We start from the raw sequence: 23,943 nt of genomic DNA on the forward strand, positions 1-23,943 counted from the left end.
GACCTGATTAACACTGTTAGATAAATTACCAGTGTTTCGACCTTTTTTCAAGCAACAGCAAATGTTGTTTTTTTTCACCAATAATCTAACACCGTTAGAAAAACTAATTACGTTATGAAAAAGCTATTTACCTATCTTCTTTATGCAGGTATATTATATGTTGCAGCCTGCACCGGCAAAGCCGCTAACCAACAGGCACCACCACCACCGGCTTTACCCGTTGTAAAACTTGAAATCGGATCGGCCACCACCTGGCAGTCGTACCCCGCAACCGTAGAAGGAACCACTAATATTGATATACGCCCACAAGTAAGCGGTTATCTCGAAAAAATTTATGTGGAAGATGGTAGCTGGGTTTCGCAAGGACAACCGTTGTTCCGGATCAACCAAAAAGAATATACACAATACATTAAAACAGCAGAAGCGAATATCAACCTGGCGAAAGCCAATGTAGAAAAAGCACAGGTTGAAGTTGACAGGCTTGAACCCCTTGTTGCCAACAAAGTAATTGCTGAAGTGCAATTGAAAACCGCGAAAGCAATTCTGCATGAAGCACAGGCTGGTTATGCGCAGGCAGTTAGCGGTAAAACGAGTGCAGATATTACGCTCGGATATACCGTAATTAATGCACCAGTTAGTGGCTATGTTGGCCACATCAACTTTAAACAGGGCAGCCTTATTGGCAGAGGGGAGCAACTTCCCTTAACCGTTTTAACGGAGGTAAGTAATGTGCATACTTATTTCAGCATGAGCGAAGCAGAATTTCTCCGTTTTTCCGAAACCATACCAGGTGCCAGTATGGAAGATAAAATAAATAACCTCCCTCCTGTTGAATTAGAACTTGCCGATAACACCATTTATCCTGAAAAAGGAAAAGTAGAACTGGTACAAGGTCAATTCAACAGAACATCCGGCAACATTTCTTTCCGTGCACTTTTTACCAACAAACAAAAATTACTTCGCTCCGGTATCAGTGGCAGAATTCGGATTCCTTTCCAACAGAATAACAAATTATTGGTTCCGCAACAAAGCACTTATGAATTGCAGGATAAAATATATGTATTTGCGCTTGGCGACAGTAATAAAGTTGTTTCCAAACAAATTAAAGTGGTTGGCAAAAGCGGCAGCAATTATATCGTTGACAATGGAGTTACAAGCGGAGAATCGATTGTTTTCAGTGGTATTCAAAGACTGAGAGATGGTGCTGTAATAGTACCTCAACCCACTTCTATCGACAGTGCACTTGCAGATCATTCACCGAGTAAACACTAATCATTCATCAATATTACCCTGAAAAGCGCTTGCTTTTTATACAGCCTCATAGCTGGTAAGAGCCTATTGCCTTATCAATAACACAATTACCTATTATGCTACAAAAATTTATTAAACGACCGGTACTCTCCACCGTAATATCCATATTGCTTGTGTTGTTGGGTATTGTTTCGTTGACCAAACTACCCATTACACAGTTTCCAGATATTGCGCCGCCCGCAGTGCTGGTTACTGCAACCTACCCCGGTGCCAGTGCAGAAGTAGTGGCCCGCTCAGTAGCAACACCACTGGAAGAAGCCATCAATGGTGTGGAGAATATGACTTACATGACATCGAACAGCAACAACGATGGTACAATGACGCTCAGTGTATTCTTTACCGCCGGTACTGACCCCGATATTGCTTCAGTAAATGTGCAGAACCGGGTGGCCAAAGCCAACAGTCTTATTCCCGCAGAAGTACTGCAGGCTGGTGTTTCCACACAAAAGCAACAGAACAGCATCATCATGGCGATAGCACTGTATAGTGATGGCTCTTACGATGAAACCTTTTTACAGAACTACGCCAAAATAAATATCATTCCGGAAATTCAGCGTGTGCATGGTGTAGGGCAGGCTACTATTTTTGGTACAAAAGATTATGCCATGCGCATCTGGCTGAAACCAGACAGATTAGCGAGTTACGGACTTTCTACACAAGATGTGCTGGCATCTATCAGGGAACAAAACCTGGAAGCTGCTCCCGGAAAATTTGGAGAAGGCAGTAAAGAATCTTTTGAGTATGTGATCAAATACAAAGGAAAACTGAACTCGAATGAAGAGTATGAAAACATTATTCTCAAATCCAATGCAGATGGTTCTATTATCCGTTTGAAAGATGTGGCAAGGGTTGGATTGGGCTCTTTCAATTATAGCTCTGAAGCCAAAGTTGGCAAGGGACCATCTACCGGGATACTCATTTATCAGACCGCTGGCTCTAATGCCAACGATATTCTTACAGAAGTAAATAAAATCATGGAAAGGGTAAATAAGGATTTACCCAAAGGTGTAATGACATTCGTGCCCTATTCATCAAAAGAATTTCTTGACGCATCCATTGAAAAAGTAATAGAGACTTTGATAGAAGCGTTTATTCTTGTATTTATCGTTGTATTTCTTTTTCTTCAGGATTTGCGTTCTACCCTGATTCCTACCATTGCCGTACCGGTTGCCATTCTGGGAACTTTCTTTTTTATGCAGCTATTCGGTTTTACGATCAACCTGCTTACATTATTCGCACTGATACTTGCAATCGGTATTGTTGTAGATGATGCAATTGTGGTAGTGGAAGCAGTGCATACCAAAATGGCCAATGAACATTTACCTGCCCGTACTGCTACACTAAAAAGCATGGGGGAAATATCGGGTGCCATTATTTCTATCACACTGGTGATGGCAGCAGTATTCGTACCGGTTGGTTTTATGCAGGGGCCCGCAGGAATATTTTACAAACAGTTTGCATTTACACTGGCTATTGCCATTCTTATTTCAGCAGTGAATGCGCTTACGTTAAGTCCTGCGTTATCTGCTTTACTACTCAAAAATCATCATGCTGCCGGAGAAAAACCTAAAGGCATCAAAGACAGATTCTTTAAAGCATTTAATGCAGGCTTTGAAAATCTGACAACCCGTTATGGCAACAGCCTGCGTTTTTTAATTAAAACAAAATGGATTGCTTTATCTGCGTTGGTACTGATTACGGCTGCAACAGTAGTATTGGTTAAACGCACACCCACTGGTTTTATTCCTACCGAAGACCAGAGTATTTTCCTGTACTCACTTAGTATGCCACCAGGAGCTTCGCTTGAGCGTACCAAAAAAGAAGTAGCCAAAGTAGACAGCATTATTGCAACTGTGGAGGGTGTTGAAAAATCGTACAGCGTTGCAGGTATGAATATCATTACAAACGCATCAAGTCCCATTAATGCACTGGCTTTTACTAAATTAAAGAAACCAGGCACACGTGGTAAAAATGAAGACATCAATGCCATACTAGCAGAAGTAAATCAGAAGCTATCTGTTATTTCTGCTGCAGACCTGTTCACTTTTACATTACCTACAGTTCAGGGTTTTGGTAACACGAATGGTTTTGAACTGATACTGCAAGACAGGGCTGGCGGAAAACTGGAAGACCTGAGTGCTACCGCAAATGGCTTTATCGGGGAACTCATGAAGCGTCCTGAAATCATGTATGCCTTCACTACTTTCAATACAGGCAATCCTCAATACAAACTAAATATTGATGAACAAAAAGCCAAGCAACTGGGTGTTTCAATCAGCGACCTTTTGCAAACATTTCAAACTTTCTATGGCAGTCTTCAGGCGGGTGATTTCAACAAGTTTGGTAAACAGTATAAAGTTGTTTTACAATCGGATGTTTCTTATCGCCTTGACCCCGAAACACTGAACAATGTTCAGGTAAAAAATAACCTGGGCGAAATGGTACCCGTTACTGGCATCGTTTCGCTTGAAAAAGTATATGGACCTGAAACAGTAACCAGAAATAATCTGTTTAATGCGGTTACCATAAATGGTGTACCCAAACCCGGTTATAGTTCGGGGGAAGCATTGAAAGCTGTTGAAGAAACGGCTGCTGCATTTCTTCCAAGAGGTTACGCTTACGAATGGGGAGGGCTTACACGTGAAGAACAGCAATCGGGTTCGCAAACAACTTTAATCTTTTTAATGTCGGTTATATTTGTTTACTTTCTGCTTGCTGCGCAATATGAAAGCTATCTGTTGCCTTTTGCAGTTATTCTTTCTGTACCCACCGGACTACTGGGTGTTTTCCTCTTTATCGGTTTTGCGGGTATTGAAAACAATATCTATGTGCAGGTAGGACTGATCATGCTGATTGGTTTACTCGCCAAGAATGCGATATTAATTGTTGAATACGCTGTACAGAGAAGAAAAGCAGGGCTTTCCATACACCATGCTGCTATTGAAGCCTCGCGTCTGCGTTTGCGTCCTATATTAATGACGTCCTTTGCGTTTATTGTAGGTCTTATTCCTCTTCTTTCGGCTACTGGCGCATCTGCTATGGGCAATCGTTCTATAGGAACAGGTGCAGTTGGTGGAATGCTTACCGGTGTATTGCTTGGCATCTTCATCATTCCTGTTCTTTTCAGTGTTTTCCAGTTCTTACAGGAAAAAGTAAGCGGTAGAAAAACCGAAGAACACGATGAATGGATTATGGATAAACTCGACCTACAAAAAAAATAATCTTACAACAATGAAAATCGTACAACCATACCTGCTACTATTTACAGTATTACTTTTCAGTGCCTGCAAAATATCAAAAGATATTGCGTCGCCCGAACCCGTAATAGCAGCAAACTATCGCAATGGCAATACAACAGATACTTCGTCAATAGCCCGTATTCATTGGAACCGGTTTTTCTCAAACAATGAACTAAAGCAATTGATTGATAGCACTATTGCCAGAAATTATGATATGCAAACCGCTTTACAAAACCGGGAAGCGGCACAATTACTCATCAAACAATCAAGGCTTGAATATTTACCCGAAGCAAGGTTGCAGGCATCAGGTGCCATCAACAGACCTTCAGACAATAGCCTTAACGGTCTTAGCCTTAGCCAGTTTCTCCGGAAATCTTATGTTGAGGATTATTCTGTAAATCTCACGCTTAGTTGGGAAGCTGATATATGGGGTAAAATAAAAAACCAGCAATCAAAAGCACTTGCGGGTTACCTGAAAACAACTGAGGCGCAAAAAGTTATTCAGACCGATTTGGTGGCTACTGTTGCCAAAGGTTATTATCATTTACTGATGCTTGATGCCCAGTTGGGGATTGCCAAAAAAAATCTGTTACTGAGCGACAGTACTCTTTCGATACTGAAACATCAATATAATGCCGGACAGGTTACCGTACTTGCCTTACAGCAAGCTATGGCTCAACAACTGGTGGCGGCAGAATTGATTCCGCAGTTGGAAAAAGAGATTGCATTGGAAGAAAACCATTTGAGTGTGCTCTCTGGTATTACACCCGCTTCTATTAAACGCAGCGGCTCTATTTATGATCCGGTTCATTCCGGTGAGCTGTCTACTGGTATTCCATCAGCACTATTGGCAAACCGACCCGATGTTAAAGCAAAAGAACTGGATATTACCATTGCCAATGCAAATACCGGAATCGCCAAAGCAAGCATGTACCCTTCTTTAGGCATTACCGCTACAGGTGGTATTAATTCCTTTTTGGCCAGCAATTGGTTTAGTGTTCCTGCTTCCTTATTTGTTACAACGATGGCTGGTATTACACAACCTTTGTTTCAAAAGGGTAAACTAAAAACACAATACCAGCTTTCGCAGGTAGACAGAGAGAAAACAGTAATTGCCTTTCGTCAATCTGTATTACATGCTGTTGGTGAGGTTTCAGATGCTTTGATTAAAGTAAACAAACTAAAAGAACAACAGATAATAGCACAATCAAGAGTATCTCATTTACAGCAAGGAATTGGCAGCGCGCAAATGCTATTTGCAAATGGCATGGCCAATTATCTTGAAGTAATTACTGCACAAAGCAATGTGTTACAGGGAGAGCTGGCTCTTGCGTTATTACAAAAAGAACAATCAACAGCAGTGATAGAATTATACAGGTCTTTAGGTGGAGGATGGCAGTAATCTCTGTTTATATTATATGACTATCGGAATATTAATCGATTCCTTTTATCTGATTCAATAAAACTGTATAAGTATTGTACAATTACTGTTTTATCATAAAAAGTGTGACACATTTAATGTGTCACACTTTTTATTAAACGATATACTTATAATAAATCCAATTACTCCACTTTTCAATCTTCATTTGTCTTTATTACAAAACCTCCATATGGTTGCATAACAATATTATAGGTGCTTTCGAGATCAATCTGTTTACTAAAAAGGTCTTTTTCCTGAGCATCGTCGCCGATGAGAACAGCTTTTTTATATTGCTTTTTCAGAAAAGACAGGTTAAGTTGGAGACTAAGTTCTTTGTTTTCACCATTGGTGCCTGAAATATACCATTGCTTGCCTGCGCGTCTTGCCAGTATTACATATTTTCCGGGATAACCATCAATAAATTTTACCTCATCCCAGCTATCTGGTACTGTGCGCATATAATCCTGAACAAAATCTTTTTGTTTCAACATACCACTATCCGATTCTCCAAAATGCTGAATACCCGATAAAAACAATACCGATAATGACAGTTCAAAGGCTTTTGTGGTTTTTCTTCTGATACCCGGAATACCAGATAAATTCACTGGTGTGAAATCCATAGGATCAAAAAGATTTCTGGTAAAAGGAATTGTTGTAGCATGAACGGGTTGCATATTGGCATCCTGCTGGTTAAATGTAATAAATTCCTGTCCTTTAATGGCTTCCATCGTTACCAGGTTGGGATAGGTTCTTGACCAGCCCCGCGGATAGGTTGAACCATGAAAGTTTACAGCGATGCCATATGCAGCAGCATCTTTCAGAATATCGATATAATATTTCATGGCTGACTGTCCATCGCCCGGGAAGAAATCTACTTTGATACCTGCAATACCCATTTCTTTCAGTTTTGCAAATTCTGCTGTTCTTAATGCGTGTGTAAGTAATTTATTTCGTGGCGTATAAAAATTCACCGTGTTCCAGTCGCCAGCAGAGTTATACCAAAGTATCAGTTTTACATTTTTTGTTGCTGCGTATTTTGCCAATGTATCCATACGTTCGTAACCGATACGCCGGTCCCAGTTTACATCAATCAAACAATATTGCCATTTCATTGATGCTGCAAAATCGATATAACGTTTCTGTACAGTATAATTGATGGAACCATCTTTATACATAATCCAACTCCAGGAAGCCTTTCCTGGTTTGAGCCAGCCAGATACATCATATTTAGCTGGCAGGGCAAGATCGGTACCGAGTGTTGATTCTGCCAGTACACTTAACTCATCAGACAATGTGATAATACGCCAGGGTGTATACCAGGGTAATGATGACTGAGGATATACAGCATCAGTACCAATACCCTCTGTGTCTTGTGGAAAAGCAATGCTATAGTTACCATCTGGCGAATACTGATCAAGTCTGGAACCGCAATAATTTGTATCTACTGCTGTTTCTGTAATATTAATCCAATACGAACCCGACTTAAACAATGCAGGTAATACCCATCCGGCTTTTTCAGGTGCGGCAGTACCAACAGGTATTCCTTGCTGGTATTGCTCTTCATAAGAAGGTTGCGTTTTGTTCCATCCCGATTTGGAATTCATATTAGGTTGAAGAAAAGCAATGGTGTTTGGTTTAAAATGAAAAGCTGTTTGCTCTTTGGTGATACGATATTGCTTATCTCTATCCTTTTTATCATCAAAAACATACCGGAAGGCAAGACCATCGTTCGATACCCTGAAAACGACTTCCATTGATTTTGCCGATGCTGCTAAAAAAGAAAATTTTTGCTCCCGGGCATGGTAATTTATCCTTTTTTTCTTTCCATGAAGAAGGGTGTATGTTTCGGCTATAGCTGTGGCGGGAGATACAGATAGCAGTTTTAATCCGGTAGTAAAATCGGCATCTGTTCTGTTAACGCCCAGCCGTGAATACTTCATTACCAATGAATCTTTATGGTATACGTCATAGAATAACTCGCCCTTTGTATTCAGGAACACGGATACTTTCAATTTGCGATCTGGACTATACAATTGTGTAGTTCTTTGTGCCTGTAATTCTGAAAAACCACACCATAACAGTAAAAAAAACAACAGGTATTTTTTCATATTTCAACGGTATTTAAAATTGAAAAAGCCACCTTGCGGCGACTTTTTCTTTCTTGCTATAATTAACGCCTGCTAAAGAAACTATTTTTTGGCGGCAAAACCAATGCGATTGGTTATTACCCATGTACCTGAAACTGCTGTAACACCATCTGTCGGGTAGAGACGGAAGGCAAATTCAGGATTGATATTCTGATCCAGTGTATTAAACTGTGCTGGAATTCTGTAAGAACTCAGGTAAGCATTATTCAACAGGTACAATGGGAATGTGGGTGTTTTCTCAGGGTACTGATAAATAAATGCAGTATCATTAACCACTTCAGGATAATAGGGCGCAAATTGTCTGAAAACAAAACGAGGTGCGGCAGTGGTACCTACCCTTGGTAATACCTGCCCCTGCTTTGGATTGAACGCTACTCCATTTCTGTCGAGGAAACGGATAATGATCTGGTTTGGACCTGCACGTCTTTCCAGGGTAGTGGAAAAATTAGCCTGTGTAGTGAATACGCTTTCCTGATTAACAGCCGAACTGTTGGCAAACTGCCTAACCAATTGCGAAGGAACTGCAGGCGTAATTTGTACTTTAGCTACACTATTAATCTTTTTTGAACCGCGGATATTACTTACTTCAATATCAAAATCGTATAATCCTGTATCAACCATTGCACTTGCCGGTGTTAATTCTAATCGTCCACCGATAGAATTAATATTAAATGGCTTATACATGGCTGTACCCAGTTTCGCAGCCAGCAATTGCGGTGTTGAATCCTGCGGTGTTACTTCTCCTTTATAAATAGGAATTTCATATTCTTTGGTCAGCGCATCTGTTACTTGTCCGGCACGTGTACGCACCTGCAACAGTTTTACATATAGTGGGTTGGTAGACCCATCTGCCTGTATAGGTACAGAGGTAGTTACCCTTCCTTTTATACCGACGAATGGATTGGACAGATAGTAGAACTTATTTCCTAAAAAACCTTCAGATGGTTTTTTTGAGCACGCATAACCCACCACCATAATGGTAAGTACTGCACAAATTGATTTATAAATAGGCTTCATAGTCATTTTTTTTGTGGGGTCAGAATCTTACAAATGTGTGTTGGTTGGCCAATACATGCATGGTGGTATTACCATTCGAGGTTTTTATACCCGTCGTCTGGCACTGCACAGTTATATCGTTTTGATTTACCGGAGGTGTTACACCCGGCTGATCCAATGCACCTCTTACTTTTACATAAAACAGTAAATAAGTAGGAGCCTGTGTACGTTCGAGATAAGCTGCTCCTGTTTGCAATTGCTTCAATACACCCATTGTTGTATTACCTAAACTCGTATAGGTTGCAGGTATCAATTCCGGGGCTGTTTTGAGTTCGATGGTTTCATTCAGGATATATTGTCTGACAGAATCTTCATTGATATTACTGATCAAACTATCCAGTGTATACGTTGCCAGTGGGTTCACCAGTTGTTTCTGCTGCAGACGCAGGTTGATCATGTTTAGAACCGCATAGTCGGTAAAAGCAAAAAATGTTTTAGCATTATTTACCTGCGCTGTCATTCCTAAACGTTCAATCACTACCACAGCGGTATCGAACAATTTAAATGCATTCGCCTTCATATAATCCACATTATTGAGTGGTGTGATAGCCTGGTGCAGGGTTCCTCCTGTGAGGTAATCTTTTTTACAGGAGCCGAACAAACAGATCACAATGAATGCGGCGAGAATTGATTTATAAGACATAAAAGATTGTTTTGGGGTGATGGCTTACATTTTATCCGCCCAGAATGGCGTTTGGGTCAGTAATGGGTTCAGAGAAATCAGGATCGGATCAATGGGCCAGTAATATTTACCCAGGTTAAAATCAGTGATAGTCATACGGCTGATGGTTCCTGTTCCATTGAATCGGATAATATTGGTCTTACGAGCCAGGCGAACAAGGTCATAAAAACGATGTCCTTCAATAAACAGCTCTCTGCCTCTTTCCTGTATCACTTCTTCAAACATATTTGCGTCGGTTGCTGTAGTAGGACCTAAACCGGCCAGGCCACGAATTTCATTTACAATGGTTCTTGCACCGGATGGATTATTTAATGATGCCAATGCTTCTGCTTTCAACAATTTAATATCAGCAAGTCTGAACACCAGTATATTGTTCTGACTGAGTGGAGATGTGTTATTAGGACCTGTATATACAATATTTGCGTATTTGGTACAGATCGGATCTGTTGTTCCCCAGAAATCAAATCCATTTCTTCTTCTCAAATCAACACTATCTGCATTATTGGGAAATAATGTTGTCAATGTGCCTGCATCCAGGGTAAAGAGTGAATTACCTAATTGTGTAAGCAGGTAAGGTGATTTTAATGTTCTGGCAGCGATGCTGTTGTTGATATCACCATATCCGGCTGTAATCAATGAACCTTCATTAGCTGCATTCTGGGAAATTTCAAAAATAGCTTCTGAAGAATTACCCCTGAACATAGCAGTATAAGAAGCCCTTGTAGCCCTGCTTACATGTGAATATCCACCACTGGTAATTACAGAGTCTGCAGCGGGTACTACTTTATCATACTCACCTTTCCAGGCGTAGATATGAGCAAGTAATGCATAACAGGTTCCTTTGTTGGCACGAATTGGACGTGTAGCGGTAGGAGCTGTTACATATGGCAACAGTTTAATGGCTTCCTGTAAATCTTTGATACACTGATCCAGCACATCGGCCTGTTTGGCACGAGGTAAATTTGGCGTAGCTGCTGCATCTTCTACTGTTTCAATCACCAATGGAACATCGCCCCAGATTCTTGATATGTAGAAGTAAGTGAAGGCACGGAGAAAATAGTTTTCACCTATTAATGCATCTTTTGCAGCCTGTTTGTTTACAGAGGTAAAATTCGACAATGGGATAGGTTGAATGTATTTAATACAACGATTCACCTGATCTACTGCACGATAGAAATTATCCCAGCGACGTAATTTAATGAGCCCACGGAATGTTTGTGATGGAGCTACAAAAGTCTGCCACTGAATTTGTGTGATAGCAGGATAGTCTTCTCCATTGGTTCTGGCTACAAACTGATCAGTTTGGGTATCACCATAATAATAGTGCCCCATTCCCATTTCATTCATGGCAATTCTTAATGAAGCATAAGAACCGGCAACAGCACTGGTGGCTTCTGTTTCATTCTTCCAGAAATTGGCATCTGTTGGCGCATTGATGGGAACACGCTCAGTAAATTTTTTACTACAAGACACTGTCATCATCGTCAGCATAAACAGTGCGAGTAATTGATTATGATATGATTTAATGAATTTCATGATTTCTCTTTTTTAGGATTAAAACTGAATATCCAGACCCAGTGTAAATTTCTTTGGTACGGGATAACCATTTGCAGTGGTGAAACCGTCAATACCAATTGATTCCGGATCAGGCAGGTTTGCTCCGTAGAATACTTTTAAGTTATCTGCCACGCCATACAGACGAATCATACGAATACCCAGTTTTTTCAACCTTTCACTTACAGGGAAGCTATAAGAAAGATTCACTGTTTTAATTCTGAAGAAACTTGCATCTTCCACAAACATAGAAGAACGAATAGTCCATGGATCAGTTGTACTAAATAAACTTCCCAGCGTTGCAATATCGCCTGGTCTTCTCCATAGATTCAGGTTGTTAAATTCTGCAGCCGGACCCGATCTGGTTCCAAAAAAGTTAGGCGGGTTATTACTTGCAGATGCCAATTTATCTGACAGATAACCATTCCACACACTTCTACCCAGGATAAAAGTTGACAGAATTTGTACTGAGAATCCTTTATAGGTTAAGGTATTAATGAACCCACCATAAATCTTGGTATTAGGATCTCCCTGAACAATCATATCATTATCATCCACATTATAGTCTCCATTGATATCCTGTTTTGCATTATCACCACCGATAAATTGTGCACCTCCGTAAATACGGGTACGTAAACCGGTGAGCGGATCAACAGGTACATCTCCGGTTGTTGGATAAACACCATTGATATTAAACACACGGTAACCATACAGTGGTTGACCAATGGTTAGTATTCTTGATAAGAAGACAGGTCCATAAGTAAAGTCGCGGTTGCCATCGGGCAGTTTTGTTACATAGTTGTCATTGAAAGCTACGTTTAAACTTGTCTGCCATTTCAGTGGACTGCGATCAGAAAGGTTATTGGTATTCAAAGAAATTTCGATACCACGGTTTGCGATGTCCACGAAGTTATTGGTAGCAGTAGTATAACCCGTTGTAACAGGAACCGGAATATTAAAGATCAGGTCCTTGCTGGCTTTATGATAAAAGTCGACACTCAAACTGATACGATCTCTCAGGAAATTCATATCAATACCCAGATTGGTTTGTGGCGATTTTTCCCAGGTAATATTGGTTGCAGGAGCCGCACCGGTATAACTCGGTGTAACGGCTGTAATACCACCATAAGTAATAATATTACCTGCTGCACCAAAACCTAAAGAAGAAGTTGGATAGTTCATATTGGTGCTCAACTGGCGATACTGTGCATAGTAACCACCCGGGTCACGACCGGTAACACCATAACTGTAACGAACTTTTGCAAAAGAAATAACTTTGCTCAGTTTTTTGAAGAATGGCTCATCAGAGATATTCCATCTGGCAGAGAATGCCGGGAATGTACCCCAACGGCTGGTGGGAGCATAACGCGATGATGCGTCTCTTCTGAAACTAACATCAACTCCGTATTTGCCTTTATAATTATAACTGGCTCTGGTAAAATAAGATACCCTTGAACGGTCTTCATAGTTGGTAGATACGTTCAGATTGGGGCCTGTAGGAACACCCGCGATAATACGGATGGCATCAAAAGGAATACCATTGGCGTTAGCAGATGTGCTTTTCACGATTTGTTCTTCAGCACCCTGGCCTACCAATACGCTTACACTATGGTCCATTCCTGTTCCAAATGATTTACTCCAGGTTGCATAGTTTTCAATTTCATAACGGCTTGAATTGCTTTCTGTAAGGAAGGCATCAGAGCGGTTATTGGTAACCACCGATCTGTCGCGCAGATAATCTCTGCGTACAAAACCCAGGTTATAGGAAAGAGAGCTGATAAAAGTAATGTTCTCAAATGGTTTCCAGGTAAGACGGAGATTACCGTTAATACTGGTTGTTCTGGCATCGTCTCTCACTTTATCATTTTTACCAGCATAGTTATTGCGGGTAACATCATCTATCTGCCAGAAAGAAGAAGGAAAGGTTTGTATATTATATGGGGTAACATTACCTGTACCATCACCGCGCTGCTCTTTTACAAAGCCCATATAAGTATCTGAAGTAATTTCAACATTTTTAGAAGGCTTCATGCTCACATACAGACGGGGTGCTAATCTTTTAATCCCAAAACCTGGTTGTAATCCGTTCTCCGAATAACTGTTCAGCGACAAACGATAAGACATAGCCTGAGTTGAACCCGCTATACTAAAATCTACGTTACGCAGAATGGCATCCTGAAAAAACAGATCCTGAAAATCAGTTGCATTATTAAATGCAGGATTCAAACTATCAGTAAGAAACTGAGACATAACACCCTGCTGCTGGTAAGTAGCCTGTTCGCGCAGGATATCCATTTTAAGTCTTCTCTCTTCTGCTCCAACGATAACAGGTTTCATACTGGGCTTAGTAGTAATACCTACATAAGAAGAAAGTCTGAACTGAGGTCTGCCTCCTTTAGGTTTTACTGTTTTCACAATAATTACTCCATTTGCAGCCCTTGCACCATAAATGGCAGCAGCAGATGCATCTCTTAATACATCAATTGATTCAATATCATTCGGGTTGATAGCGGCCAGCGGGTTACTGTTACCATAAGCTGTACGCAAATCACTTACGTCAAATACCACACCATCAATTACATACAATGGTGCAGATACACCTGTAGCGGTACCACCACCACTGGCATTGGCCACACTACTATTACCACGGATATTTACAATACCGGCAGCTCCGGGTTCAGCAGAAACGGAAAGTACATTTAATCCTGCTACACGTCCTTGCAGCATCGCATCGAAAGTAGGATAAGGTGTATTTTCAATGTCTTTACCTTTCACACTCGAAATAGCGGCTGAAGTAGTTCTCCTTGTTGAGTTCTGGTAACCGATGATTACTACATCATCTATTCCTTTAATGTCCTCATCGAGTGATACATCAAGGTTTGTTTTACCTGCAAGTTTTACTTCCTGTGTGGCAAAACCCAATGAAGAAATAACAAGGGTGGCGTTCCCGTTTTTTACATTCAGGGAAAACGTTCCGTTTTCAAGGGTTTCTGTACCATTGGTACCCCCTTTTTCAACGACAGCAACACCCGCCAAAGGTGTATTTGTTTTCTTATTCAGGATTTTACCGGTGATTTTTACCTGCGCATTCGCTACAAAACAGGAAAACAGCGCCAGCATCAGCATGAATAAGTGCTTCCGCATAATGAATCGTGTAGCTTTACTCATAATGTAATGTTGATAATGAAATGTTAGTTGGTTATGAAGAGATCTGTGTATACTTATATATAGTGGTACAAATAATGTAATGTCAACCTATCCATCCTGCAGATGAAATTCAACGCTTCGATCGAAGACAAAAGAGTAGTGTGCACTGTACAAGGGTACAATACCTGCAAAGCAACGTAGCATATGAATTACTTAGGGTTTATAATAGGTGAACCCATTAAGAAAAATATTAATTGTAATTTTGACATTTATTATTTTTCCCAATGATTAAATGTACTCACTGAAAAAAAAAATCTGTTTGCGGATATTATCATGATGTGGCAATAATTTAACAACTTGGTACTAGCTGTTTAATTTTCCGCCAATACACATAGGGTGCCGATTCAACAGTTCGGGCTAATTCTTAGTAAAAACCACCATATTATCTATATAATGATGTCAGACAGTTGCATTGTATTTTTGTAAAAAAACAAATGGAACTGGGTATTGGTATGTTTGGCGATTTACATGTAAATGAAAAGGGCATTACTGTGCCTACCGGACAGAGACTGCTGGAAATGATAAAAGAAATTAAGCTGATGGATGAACTGAGGCTTGATTTTTTTGGTATTGGTGAACACCACCGGCCCGAATATGCAGTATCGGCCCCCGAGATCATATTAGCAGCAGCATCGACGAATACAAAACATATCAGACTGGGAAGTGCAGTTTCGGTATTAAGTTCTGCTGACCCGATTCGTTTATATCAGCAGTACGCCAGTATTGACTTACTCTCCAGCGGAAGGGCAGAACTGGTGGTTGGCCGTGGTAGTTTTACAGAATCCTTTCCGCTATTTGGTTACGACCTGGCTGATTATGATTTGCTTTTTGAAGAAAAACTTGATCTGCTCCTCCAGGTAAATCAGCAACAGCCTGTTAGCTGGAAAGGAGAATTCAGAACACCGTTGGTAAAACAGGAAGTATTTCCACGTGCTTATAACCAACTACTTGACATGTGGATAGCTGTTGGAGGTACTCCCGAATCTGTATTGAGAGCCGGCAGGTATGGGCTCCCCGTAATATTTGCCATCATTGGCGGCAGTCCCGCACAATTCAAACCCTTATTTGATTATTATGAAAAAGTATACCAGCATTTCAAACATCCGGTTGAAAAAATGAAAACCGGTGTTCATATGCATGCATTTTTTGGTGATGACAGTAAAAGAGTTGCAGATCAATATTTTCCTCAGTATGCCGCACAAATGAACCGTATTGGTAAACAACGGGGCTGGTCGGCCTATACGCGCGATCAGTTTGATTTTGGAAGAGGGAATGACGGGGCTTTGGTTATTGGAGAACCCAATGAAGCCATTGACAAAATTTTACAGTTACATGAAACATTAGGTTTTACCCGCTTTGCAGCACATATGGATGTAGGTGGGCCTTCACATAAGGATTTGATGAAATCGATTGAAATTTTTGGAACTAAAATCGCTCCGGCTATCAGAAAGGCTTTGAACTGATTATATTTATGGCAAATGATGTGCCATGCATTTAAAGTTGGATACTATTATGCTATTTGTGGCTGATTTTGAATTAATGAAACATTTCTATCAGCATGTATTCGGTTTCGCTATACTTGAAGAAATTCCGTCAGAATGGATTCTATTCTCGGCCGGAAATGCAAAAATTGGATTACACAAAATAGGGTCTAATTATACTGATATATCAAACAACAGTTTTATAGAAAGTAATACCAAAATTATTTTTGAGACTGATGCAGACATTCATCAATTACACACAATACTTTTAACAAAGGGAGTAGCAGTTAAAGACATTACCAGTTTTACTAACTATCCTTACCTACTGTTTATAGGTCAGGATCCTGAAGGAAATATGTTTCAGGTTATTCGAAAAAAAGAACAATAGCCATCAGACGTCTTCTTCTTTGAAAGAGAGAAATAAGCCGGACACTGATGCTTTTACTTTCCGGAATTGAATACCCGCTTTTTCCAACATCAGCTTTGATGCTTTTGATGGATCGGTCCCGTCGTATTTATCAGAGAGATAAACCACTTCCTTAATACCTGCCTGTATAATGGCTTTTGTACATTCATTACAGGGAAACAATGCAGTATATATCTTACACCCTTTCAGATCCATTCCAATATTATTGAGAATGGCATTCAGTTCTGCATGGCAGACATATGGGTATTTGGTATCAAGAAAATCACCCTCCTTGCTCCAGGGAAATTCATTATCATCGCAACCTATCGGTAATCCGTTATATCCAGCTCCAACAATTTTGTTCTTATCATTTACAATACAGGCACCTACCTGTGTATTGGGGTCTTTGCTTCGTTTAGCAGAAAGTAAGGCAACACCCATAAAATATTCGTCCCAGGAAATATAGTTTTGTCGTTTGGTCATGCTGAAAAAGATTAACGCTTCCCTTCAAAAAAGCCCTGTTCTTTTAAAATAGCTTTCAAAATATTCATTCGGGCCTCGATCATCTTCGCCTCTTTATCTCCTTCTGTATTCAGCACAAAGAAATAGGGATGCTTGTTTTCCTCGATCCATCCAACAACCCATCCTATTAAATTTCCATTTTCTTTAAACCCTAATCCTGTTTTATACGCCAGTTGATAATTCGCATTATTTTCCCTGATCATCATTTTCTTTACAATCTCCTGTGTTCTTTTCTGGAATGGCAGTTGCGCGAAATACAATCTTTTTACCAGTCCCATCTGTTCATCAGCAGTAACTTTTAAAGTATTATTGATCCAGAAAGAATCTACAGCAGTTCCTATTTGTTTATTACCATATTCCAGACTGTCGATCCAGCGTTGCATGGTGTCTTTCCCGATTCTGCGGGCCAGTTCCTGGTAATAAGGTAAGGCAGAAACAGCGAAAGCCTCTTCCATGGTCAGATCGCGGTTCCAGTCGTGTGCCGTATCGCCACCGGGAAATATATTCACCCTGCCATCCCACTTGATTACCATTTTCTCATTCGACACACGCCCGGTTTCAATACCAATCAGCGAATTCACAATTTTAAAGGTAGAAGCAGGAAGGTAAGACGAGTCTTTAAAACGAGACAGGTTATAAATAGTGAATTGACCCGTTCCATTGTCAAATAACCCAAACGTACCTGTCAGTTTGTTTTCATCAAAATATTTTTTGAAGCTGTCTTCTATCTTCACATTGTTCGGGGAACAGGCAATCAATAATACACTGAGTACACAACCAATCGAAAGAATATTTTTTACTGATGACATAGTTTTATTTTAATAAACTGATTAGAGTTGTTTCGCTTATGCTTTCAAAACACCCAGTTCTTTACCTACTTTAGTAAATGCGGCTATCGCTTTATCTAAATGATGTTGCTGATGCGCTGCACTTAATTGTACGCGGATACGTGCCAGACCCTTTGCCACCACCGGATAGAAGAAGCCAATTACATACACGCCTTCTTCCAGTAATTTAGCTGCAAAATTTTGTGCCACTACCGCTTCGTATAACATGATAGGAACAATGGGGTGATCACCGGGCTTAATATCAAACCCCGCTTCGGTCATTTTAGTACGGAAATATTTTGTGTTGTATTCGAGTTGATCTCTTAACTGTGTGGTTTCAGTAAGCATATCCAATACCGCAATAGAAGCACCTACAATTGACGGAGCTACTGTATTCGAGAAAAGGTATGGCCGGCTGCGCTGACGCAGCATTTCAATGATTTCCTTTTTACCCGATGTAAACCCACCACTTGCACCTCCAAGGGCCTTACCCAGTGTGCCGGTAATAATATCTATTCTGCCCATCACACCACAGTATTCGTGTGTACCCCGCCCGGTTTTACCAAGGAAACCGGAGGAATGACATTCATCAATCATTACAATGGCATCGTATTGATCAGCCAGGTCACAGATTTTATCGAGTTGCGCAATGGTTCCATCCATACTGAATGATCCGTCGGTAACGATGATCCTGCTTCTGCAACCTGCACTTTCCTGGAGTTTTGCTTCCAGGTCGTTCATATTATTATGTTCATACCTGAAACGTTGTGCCTTACACAGGCGAACACCATCAATAATAGACGCATGATTCAATGCATCGCTGATGATTGCGTCCTGCTCATTAAACAATGGTTCAAATACACCTCCATTGGCATCAAATGCTGCAGCGTATAATATAGTATCTTCTGTACCGAGAAAATCGGCGATCTTTTTCTCCAGTTCCTTATGAATATCCTGGGTACCACAAATAAAACGCACACTGCTCATGCCATAACCATGTGTGTCGATGGCTGAATGGGCGGCTTCAATCACTTTTGGGTGCGATGAAAGACCGAGATAATTATTGGCACAGAAATTCAGTACCGATTTACCATTCACAACAATTTCCGGTCCCTGTTCACTGGTAATAATGCGCTCTTTTTTAAAGAGTCCGGCCGTTTCTATTTCCTGAAGTTCCTCCCTTACACGGGCTACAAATTTTTCATTCATGACTTTGCGATTATGAGGAGCAAAGATAGCAGAATGTAGAACAGCAGAACAGAGGAATGTCCAATTTTCAAGTAGGAGTTAGACCTTATTTTGAAATTGGACATTCCTCTGTTCTGCTGTTCATTATTTTTTACACCACAAACCGATACCCTACCCCTTTTATGGTAATGATTTCCAGACTGGGGTCTTCTTTGAGGTAGCCTCGTATTTTGGTAATATAGACATCGAGGTTACGGCTGTTAAAAAATGAATCGTTTCCCCAGATATGATTGAGCAGGTCGCGACGGTCGATTACTGCATTGCGGTTTTGGTAGAGATATTTAATCAGCTCGGCTTCCCGGTAAGAAAGTTTTCGATCGCCTGAACCGTTGCTCAGTACTTGTTTATTAAGATGAAAACTGTACTTACCCATTATAATGCTGTCGCCTATTTCGGCAGGTAAATCTTCTTTCCTTACCCTTAGTGCATTTTCTATCCGAACAATCAGTTCTTCCATGCTGAAGGGTTTTCGGATATAGTCGTTACCGCCGATTTTAAAACCCTGTACCACATCTTCGGTCTGGGTTTTTGCCGTCAGGAAAATAACGGGTACATCATCGTTGAGTTTGCGGATATCTTCTGCCAATTCAAACCCGCTTCTGTTGGGCAGCATTACATCAAGAATGCAGATATCGGGTTGTTCATCTTCGAATGAACGAACTACATCGGCTCCATCAGATTCCATGATTACTTCAAAGCCTCTTGTTTCAAGTGTTTCTTTTACAATCTTGCCAAGAAACAATTCATCTTCAACATATAAAACTTTAATGGGCATAATGCTAACAGACTTTATTGATCTCTTACAGGAAGTTCTACTATAAATGTACTGCCTTTCTCCGGTTCGCTCTCTACCCGGATATTTCCTTTATGGCTTTTCACTACTTCAGCTACATAGCTCAAGCCCAGCCCATATCCTTTTATATTATGTTTATTACCGGTTGGCACACGGAAGAATTTATCAAAAATTTTTGTCTGGTGCTGCGGTGCAATACCAATACCATTATCTGTAATACGCAGCATAATACGTTCTGTATCGGGCATGCTCATGGTAATCTGAATAGATGGTTTATTACCGCTGTATTTGAGCGCATTGTCTAACAGGTTATAAATCACACTTGTCATGTGTAATTTATCTGCCTCAATCATATAACTATTATCCGATGCGGTAAAATCAACTGTTGCCCTGTGTTTGTCGAACTGTAATTTCATGATCCGAAGATTTTCCTCTATCAATTCTTTCAGATCGAACGGTTCTTTATTGAGTTCAATCTGCTGTTTTTCAAACATTGACAGCTTCAGCACTTTGTCAACCAGTAAACTCAGGCGCTGTAATTCAGCGGCGGAAATATCAAGGTATTCTTTGGTTTTTTCCGGGCTTTGTATGGCATTGAAATTTCTCAATGCTTCAATGGCTACACCAACCGTTGCAATAGGCGTTTTTAACTCATGGGTAATATTGCTGATAAAATCATTTTTGATCTCAGCCAACCTTTGTTGTGCCAACAGGTTACGATACAATATGATGAACGAACCTGCTACCAGTAATAACAAGAGCACCGAGCCACCAATCTGCATTTGCATTTTTCCCAGCACATACATTCCTGTGCCTTCAAATTTTGCCTGGTAAGCGTATGGGGTGTTGTATCCTACAAATACTTTATCGGTAATTACCAGGTCTGAGCTATCTCTCCTGAAATTCCATTTACCCGGAATACTGTCTTTGAATGATTCAAAAAGAATGGTAAACTGTAATTTTTTATTGGCTTTACCCAGTTCGGCCCTGTATGCTGAATCTAATTCTTTAACCGGTATGGAATCGTTGATGGTTTTATTATTCGAAAGAAAACGGATGATTGGAGAAGCTGTTACAGCACCCGAAGCCGGTATATTTTGCGCAAAAAGAATTTTATCAGCCGGTTGAGCAGCTATCTTCTTTGCACTATCGGTTCGCTTCATGTTCGCCTGTAAATTCCTTGCAGCCAGCAGCATTGGATGCTCTCTTACCTGTACCATTTCCTTTTTGAGGCTATCGTTGACAGATGCCAACTGGCCAGTATCGTTTCTGTTAATACGAATCGTATACCCTGATGACCGTTCGTTCGTTCTGTGACCGATACCTTGTTTAAAACTGGAGTCGAAGCTGAATACAATTCTGGTTGCTGAATCCATCTGACCCTTTGCCTGTTTCATGATCAATTCAATCAATGCCGGATTGGGAGCCCCTTTAAAACTAAACCCCGATTTGAATACCGAAACAGACTGAATGGAATCTGCAGGAATATTTTTCAATTCCACCGGACTACCAATGGTTCTGTAAACAACATTCGACGGCCCGTTTTTTTTAACCGTATCCAGTTTAAACGACTGTGTAAATGTAGCTGTGCCACTCACTTTCGGGTTTGGCAATACCAGGGTGCGGGTAATGAGTGATGTGTCTTTTTCGAAACGCGATAACTGCAGTTTATTCATGGTTTCCCGGAAACTCACATCCACTTCTTTTTTTAATCCTGCATGTTCATCTTTATACAACTTGTGCAGCCAGTAGCCCTCAAATGCTCCCAGCAGGAGCACAGTAGACATCATTAATACCAGTGAAAGCTGTAATTTTTTCATGTTGTATAATCTCGGAACAAAGGTAAAGGCTTCTGTTTGCTGTAGCGGTTTTTCATTAACCTAAATTAACCTTTGAGCAAGAATGCTTAACAAAGGCTGCCATTAGCTTTGAGGTCATTAAAAACAGGGCACCTGGCCCTTTTAAAGTTATTCAATATAAACTCTACCTACATGAAGAAAGCATTTTTCCTGATTGCTGCTGCCGTTAGTCTTGGTTCTTTAAAGGCGCAGGTAAAGCAGGGTACCATTGTGTATGAGCGAAAGATCAATTCGCATCGTACTATTACGAGTGAACAAATGAGGGCCATGATTCCTGAGTTCCGTATCAGTAAACATATACTGATGTTCAGCGACAGTATCTCCCTCTACAAATTAATCCCTGAAAATGAAGCTCCTGACCCTTTTGCAGGTGGAGGCGGTGGAATGAGGGTAATGAGTTTCTCTATCGGCGGTTCTGACGGCGGAGATCTCTTTAAAAACTTCACCCAGTCTAAGTCTGTTCTGAGCTCAGAACTTGCTGGTAAAAACTATCTTATTGTAGATTCCATTACGCAGCAACCCTGGAAACTTACCAATGAAACCAAACAGATACTCGGCTATACCTGCTTAAAAGCCACACGCAAAATCACCGTACAGGTATCTGCACCGCGAATGATGGTTTTCGGCGGCGCTGGTGCAAGTCCTACGAGGGATACATCACGCCCACAGCCACGCGAAATTGAAGTAGTAGCATGGTATGCACAGGATATTATCAGCCCCGTTGGCCCCGATAGTTATGGCCAGTTACCAGGTGTAATTCTGCAACTGGACAGTGATAACGGTGCTATGGTTTACACTGCGCTGGAAATTAAAAAAGAAGTAGACCAGAAATTATTGAAGGAACCTAAAAAAGGAAAGACCGTTACAGCAGCTGAATTCAATAAAATGAGAATGGATTTGATGCAGCAGCAAATGCCAAGTGGTGGTGGAAATTTCCGCATCGGCGGTTAATCAGCTATACCTAATAAAAGAAAGGGGCTATATCAAAAAAAGATATATGCCCCTTTCTTTTATTGTACCTCTAACCACCATTTCGACAGATCCGAAGAATGAAGTAAATCCAGTTTTTGTCCGATCATAGGTGTAAGTACCTGCGGATCATTTTCTTTAACAGACTTCAGTAATTCAACTACCGGTTCATCCCATGCATGATTGGCTAATGTAAATTTTGACCAGTGTACAGGTAATATCTTTTTTGCGTTTAACTCACGTGCAGCAGGCATAATCTGGTTTGGTAACATATGAATATATCGCCAGTTATTATCGTATTGCCCGCATTCAAGTACTGCCAAATCGAAAGGTCCGTATGCGTCACCTATTTGTGCGAAATGATCATCATAGCCACTGTCGCCGCCCAGGTATAATTTCATGGAAGGCAATTGCAGTGCAAAGGAAACCCATAAACTCTGGTTGCGTTTAAACCCTCGTCCCGAAAAGTGCCTTGCAGGCAGAACAGTTACCTCCGTTCCTTCTGTCATAACTGCTTTCTCGTACCAGTCAAGCTCCATGATTTGTTCCTCCTTATATCCCCATCGTTCAAAATGTGCTCCTGTACCCAAGCCTGTAATCACTTTCCCAACCTTAGTTCTTAATAAACGTATGGTTGCATAATCCAAATGATCCCAGTGATCATGTGAGATAAACAGGTAATCTATATCTGGCAGTTCATCTACTTTATAAATATCTGTACCGGCGAAAGCCCTGGTGGTAAATGACAGGGGCGATGCTGCACCACTCAATACTGGGTCTACCAATATTTTTTTTCCGTCTGCCTGAATGAAATAAGATGAATGCCCCATCCAAACCAATACCTGTTCTGCCGGATCAAGTTCTTTGAGTACAGTTTTACGGGATGGAATTGCAGATAATGGTTTTGGTCTTTCTTTTCGACGGAAGAAAAACTCAGTCAATACACTATAATAACTGGCTTCTTCGGCGAGGTCGGGCGTATGATGAAGATTTTGAAATCTGCCGTCACGGTAATGAAGCGATTGTTCAATACGTTCTTTTCTTTTCCCTGTTGAAAGACTTCCGAAAGGTTCTGTGCGTATAAAGGCATATACAGCAAGAATGAATACTATCAATATAACGGCAAAAATGATCATGCGTTTGGGTTTCTACCCTTAAGACGTATCAGCCAGTCAGATATTGCATAAAAAAAATCCCCTTCTGGAAAGAAGGGGAGTACTGA

Annotated in this window: 17 protein-coding genes; 6 read left to right on the forward strand and 11 right to left on the reverse strand. The window is 40.7% G+C overall.

Annotated elements, in window-relative coordinates:
• The first annotated feature begins 114 nt into the window (after window positions 1–114).
• The 3 genes from KXJ59_RS13845 to KXJ59_RS13855 all read left to right on the forward strand — a co-directional run bounded on the left by KXJ59_RS13845 (window position 115) and on the right by KXJ59_RS13855 (window position 5,952).
• Window positions 115–1,272, forward strand: coding sequence for an efflux RND transporter periplasmic adaptor subunit (locus KXJ59_RS13845; RefSeq protein WP_295205803.1), 1,158 nt, complete (start codon window positions 115–117; stop codon window positions 1,270–1,272).
• Between the two features lie 95 nt (window positions 1,273–1,367).
• Window positions 1,368–4,532, forward strand: coding sequence for an efflux RND transporter permease subunit (locus tag KXJ59_RS13850; protein ID WP_295205805.1), 3,165 nt, complete (start codon window positions 1,368–1,370; stop codon window positions 4,530–4,532).
• A 10-nt stretch (window positions 4,533–4,542) separates the two neighbouring features.
• Complete coding sequence (locus KXJ59_RS13855) at window positions 4,543–5,952, forward strand: efflux transporter outer membrane subunit (RefSeq protein ID WP_295205807.1); 1,410 nt, start codon at window positions 4,543–4,545, stop codon at window positions 5,950–5,952.
• Between the two features lie 173 nt (window positions 5,953–6,125).
• Here KXJ59_RS13855 and KXJ59_RS13860 read toward each other — a convergent pair whose 3' ends face one another.
• The 5 genes from KXJ59_RS13860 to KXJ59_RS13880 all read right to left on the reverse strand — a co-directional run bounded on the left by KXJ59_RS13860 (window position 6,126) and on the right by KXJ59_RS13880 (window position 14,577).
• Complete coding sequence (locus KXJ59_RS13860) at window positions 6,126–8,078, reverse strand: glycoside hydrolase family 97 protein (protein ID WP_295205809.1); 1,953 nt, start codon at window positions 8,076–8,078, stop codon at window positions 6,126–6,128.
• Window positions 8,079–8,159: 81 nt separating this feature from the next.
• The gene (locus tag KXJ59_RS13865; RefSeq protein ID WP_295205811.1) at window positions 8,160–9,134 is read right to left on the reverse strand and encodes a hypothetical protein; all 975 of its coding nucleotides are present in this window, start codon (window positions 9,132–9,134) and stop codon (window positions 8,160–8,162) included.
• A gap of 19 nt (window positions 9,135–9,153) precedes the next feature.
• The gene (locus tag KXJ59_RS13870; protein WP_295205813.1) at window positions 9,154–9,816 is read right to left on the reverse strand and encodes a hypothetical protein; all 663 of its coding nucleotides are present in this window, start codon (window positions 9,814–9,816) and stop codon (window positions 9,154–9,156) included.
• A gap of 24 nt (window positions 9,817–9,840) precedes the next feature.
• Window positions 9,841–11,391, reverse strand: coding sequence for a RagB/SusD family nutrient uptake outer membrane protein (locus tag KXJ59_RS13875; RefSeq protein WP_295205815.1), 1,551 nt, complete (start codon window positions 11,389–11,391; stop codon window positions 9,841–9,843).
• A gap of 18 nt (window positions 11,392–11,409) precedes the next feature.
• Complete coding sequence (locus tag KXJ59_RS13880) at window positions 11,410–14,577, reverse strand: SusC/RagA family TonB-linked outer membrane protein (RefSeq protein ID WP_295205817.1); 3,168 nt, start codon at window positions 14,575–14,577, stop codon at window positions 11,410–11,412.
• A 473-nt stretch (window positions 14,578–15,050) separates the two neighbouring features.
• On the opposite strand from KXJ59_RS13880, the gene KXJ59_RS13885 reads away from it, so the two are divergent.
• Window positions 15,051–16,079, forward strand: a complete 1,029-nt coding sequence (locus KXJ59_RS13885) for an LLM class flavin-dependent oxidoreductase (RefSeq protein WP_295205819.1) — start codon at window positions 15,051–15,053, stop codon at window positions 16,077–16,079.
• 25 nt (window positions 16,080–16,104) lie between these two features.
• On the forward strand, window positions 16,105–16,485 hold the full coding sequence (locus KXJ59_RS13890) for a VOC family protein (RefSeq protein ID WP_295205821.1): 381 nt from the start codon (window positions 16,105–16,107) through the stop codon (window positions 16,483–16,485).
• A gap of 3 nt (window positions 16,486–16,488) precedes the next feature.
• Here KXJ59_RS13890 and KXJ59_RS13895 read toward each other — a convergent pair whose 3' ends face one another.
• The 5 genes from KXJ59_RS13895 to KXJ59_RS13915 form a co-directional block, all read right to left on the reverse strand.
• Entirely contained in the window at window positions 16,489–16,986 is a 498-nt protein-coding gene (locus KXJ59_RS13895) for a dCMP deaminase family protein (RefSeq protein WP_295205824.1), read from the reverse strand.
• Window positions 16,987–16,997: 11 nt separating this feature from the next.
• Complete coding sequence (locus KXJ59_RS13900) at window positions 16,998–17,834, reverse strand: penicillin-binding transpeptidase domain-containing protein (protein WP_295205827.1); 837 nt, start codon at window positions 17,832–17,834, stop codon at window positions 16,998–17,000.
• A gap of 36 nt (window positions 17,835–17,870) precedes the next feature.
• On the reverse strand, window positions 17,871–19,061 hold the full coding sequence (gene kbl, locus KXJ59_RS13905; RefSeq protein ID WP_295205830.1) for a glycine C-acetyltransferase: 1,191 nt from the start codon (window positions 19,059–19,061) through the stop codon (window positions 17,871–17,873).
• A gap of 130 nt (window positions 19,062–19,191) precedes the next feature.
• Window positions 19,192–19,875: a response regulator transcription factor gene (locus KXJ59_RS13910; protein ID WP_295205833.1), complete on the reverse strand. Its 684-nt coding sequence runs from the start codon at window positions 19,873–19,875 to the stop codon at window positions 19,192–19,194.
• A 14-nt stretch (window positions 19,876–19,889) separates the two neighbouring features.
• On the reverse strand, window positions 19,890–21,713 hold the full coding sequence (locus KXJ59_RS13915; RefSeq protein ID WP_295205836.1) for a HAMP domain-containing sensor histidine kinase: 1,824 nt from the start codon (window positions 21,711–21,713) through the stop codon (window positions 19,890–19,892).
• 171 nt (window positions 21,714–21,884) lie between these two features.
• Here KXJ59_RS13915 and KXJ59_RS13920 point away from each other — a divergent pair, with 171 nt between their 5' ends.
• A complete protein-coding gene (locus KXJ59_RS13920; RefSeq protein ID WP_295205839.1) occupies window positions 21,885–22,703 on the forward strand; it encodes a GLPGLI family protein in 819 nt (272 codons plus the stop codon).
• Window positions 22,704–22,762: 59 nt separating this feature from the next.
• Here the strand turns inward: KXJ59_RS13920 and KXJ59_RS13925 are convergent, their stop codons facing one another.
• Window positions 22,763–23,857, reverse strand: coding sequence for an MBL fold metallo-hydrolase (locus tag KXJ59_RS13925; RefSeq protein WP_295205842.1), 1,095 nt, complete (start codon window positions 23,855–23,857; stop codon window positions 22,763–22,765).
• Window positions 23,858–23,943 lie beyond the last annotated feature (86 nt).

The organism is Sediminibacterium sp., from assembly GCF_019264485.1.
GTDB lineage: Bacteria > Bacteroidota > Bacteroidia > Chitinophagales > Chitinophagaceae > Sediminibacterium.